We start from the raw sequence: 2,287 nt of genomic DNA, 5'->3' as shown, positions 1-2,287 counted from the left end.
AGGCGATGTAGGCCTCGCAGGCCTCGCGCTGCGCATCGAGGCTGTTGAACTCCATATCGAGCCCTTCCTCGCTCGACTTGCGGGTGTAGATGGCGCAGCGCAGGCGGCGGAAGGGCTCTGGCTTGGCGCGGCTCATGGGTTCGGCCCTCCGCTTGCGCTCCGGGCGTTCGTCGCTGCCATCAATCCACCGGATCGATGGCCGGCCTTCGGCCGCCGCGCCTCACCCTCAGCGCCATGGGCCAGCCCGAAGAACTTCCACCCGTTCCAGTGGCTGCCGGTGATCGCCCGCACGGCGGCCGAAAGCGACTTGAACCGCCGGCCCTGCCATTCGAAGCCGTCGGTCAGGACGGTGACGACCTTCTCCTCCCCCTCCCATTCGCGCACCAGTTTGGTGCCGGGGATCGGGCGGCGCGGATCGGCGATCAGCGGCCCCGGCGCGCCCGAGGCGACCTCGGCCGCCAGCGCGTCCAGCGTGCGCCGCGTCGCGGGCTTGATGCCGCCATGGGCCAGTTCCTGGATGCGGTAGCCGATCCGCAGCTCCAGGTTCTCCCGGCTGGCGTTCGGCGCGGGCTCGCCGAACATGGCCCGCCACTTGCCCTGCAACTCGGGCACCGTCATCGCCTTGAGCGCCGCCAGTTCCGCCAGGACGTCGATCCCCTCTGCCTGGCGCGCGAGCGCAGCCTTTGCATCTGAATTCCTTGTGTTTTTCCTCATGCGTCGTCTCCAACTCGGTTTTGCACCTGTCTCCGACGACGGCGTCTGAGGGCGAGAATGTCCAGCGAACTGTCTCCGTCGAGCGAAGAATTCTCGTTCGTTTCCCGTGGGTTGGTCCGTGCGATGGCGCTGGCGAGGATTGCGGCCAACTCCGTCAGCCGCTCATCTGTGGAAAGCTTCTCGGCGGGCGGCGCGAAGGCGATGTCGTCTTGCATTGGGAGCGAACCTCCTGAGGCGGTTTGCTCCGTGTTCGCCGGCCGCGGCAGAGGATTTCAAGTTGAAACAAGGGGTTGTCAAAGGAGCGCGAAGAGCCGGGAAGTCAGTCGTGCATTCCTCCGGATATCGCAGTCGGCCAAGCAGCGTTCTGCGACGCGTTATTCAGTTCCGGATGCCGCGCGGAAGATCATGTTGGCCATTCCCTTTCGGCAAACCTATCATGAAGGTCCGAACGGAGTTTCCTTCATGCCGCTGGCTGCGCCGAATCGACCATTCCTCGACTGGACCATCGAAACCGACCCGGAACTGTGGACGCCCGCCGATGCCGCGGTGATCGGCCTGCCGTTCAGCCAGCACTATCCGGGCGAGGCGCGCCCCAACGACCAGGCCGGGGCTCCCGAGGCAATCCGCCGGCAGTCCGGGCAGTTCTGCGACGGGTCGCAGCACTGGGATTTCGACATCGGCGCGCCGCTTGCCCACATCCTTCCTGCGGGCGGGCGGGATGCCGGCAATCTGGTCGAGGCCGGCAACGATTTCGATGCACATTTCAACCAGAGCGTGGACACCTTGAAGCGTCTTCTGGTCACCTCGCGGTTCGTGGCGGTTCTCGGGGGCGATCACGGTGTCACCATTCCCGTGCTCTCGGCGCTCGAGGTTCTGGGCCGTCCGCTTCACATCGTGCAGATCGATGCGCACATCGACTGGCGCGACGAGGTGCGCGGCGCATCGCGCGGCTATTCCAGCCCGATGCGCAGGGCCTCGGAACTGCCCTGGGTATCGGGGATCACGCAGATCGGAATCCGCGGAACCGGCAGCGCCCGGGCCGAGGAGGTGCAGGCCGCGCGCGATCACGGGGCGACGATCTTCACCGCCCACCAGATCCACGACGAGGGGCTGGCGCCCGTGCTGCAGCATCTTGCAGGGCGCGGACCCTTCTACCTGACGGTCGATGCGGACGGGTTCGATCCCTCGGTAATGCCGGCCGTACTGGGGCCCGTGCCCGGGGGCCTCGGCTTCGGCCAGGTTCGGCGGATCCTGCGCCACCTTGCGGCCGAAGGCGGACTGAAAGGCATGGACATCGTCGAGGTCGCGCCCTCGATCGATCTGCCGAACGCGATCACTTCGGTCACGGCCGGGCGGCTGGTGATCAACGCGCTCGGGGCGGCGCTTGTGGAGGGTTGGCGCTCAGGCAGGGACGGTCCGCCTGTGGGAGAATGACGGATGCGCCTGAGGCGTGAGGATCGGATCCTCAATGCCGCGTCGCGCCACGCACCATCCCATCCGTCTCCAGCTGCAACGCCGCCCGCCACAACGGCGTCTTAGGGTCAGGACTCGTTGTCGCGTCATAGCCAGAACA

Annotated in this window: 3 protein-coding genes and 1 pseudogene; 1 reads left to right on the top strand and 3 read right to left on the bottom strand. The window is 66.6% G+C overall.

All coding sequences use genetic code 11. From position 1 onward, the window contains the following. From EZM81_RS18620 to EZM81_RS18395, 3 genes and pseudogenes are all read right to left on the bottom strand, one after another. A pseudogene (locus EZM81_RS18620) lies at window positions 1–136 on the bottom strand (recombinase family protein); the annotation flags it as partial. After that, window positions 133–714 carry a DUF2924 domain-containing protein gene (locus tag EZM81_RS17885; protein WP_136646723.1) on the bottom strand — a complete coding sequence of 194 codons (582 nt, stop codon included), beginning with the start codon at window positions 712–714 and terminating at the stop codon, window positions 133–135. The gene EZM81_RS17885 and the pseudogene EZM81_RS18620, both read right to left, overlap by 4 nt. Continuing rightward, window positions 711–929 carry a hypothetical protein gene (locus EZM81_RS18395; protein ID WP_169052411.1) on the bottom strand — a complete coding sequence of 73 codons (219 nt, stop codon included), beginning with the start codon at window positions 927–929 and terminating at the stop codon, window positions 711–713. Before EZM81_RS18395 ends, EZM81_RS17885 begins: the two co-directional genes overlap by 4 nt. Before the next feature lie 247 nt (window positions 930–1,176). Between EZM81_RS18395 and EZM81_RS17880 the strand changes: the two genes are divergently transcribed. Further along, complete coding sequence (locus EZM81_RS17880) at window positions 1,177–2,148, top strand: arginase family protein (RefSeq protein ID WP_169052410.1); 972 nt, start codon at window positions 1,177–1,179, stop codon at window positions 2,146–2,148. The last annotated feature ends 139 nt before the right edge of the window (window positions 2,149–2,287 follow it).

The sequence above is a fragment of the Tabrizicola sp. YIM 78059 genome (assembly GCF_004959785.1).
GTDB classification, from domain to species: Bacteria; Pseudomonadota; Alphaproteobacteria; order Rhodobacterales; family Rhodobacteraceae; genus Tabrizicola; species Tabrizicola caldifontis.
This window is presented reverse-complemented; position numbering and strand designations above follow the sequence as displayed.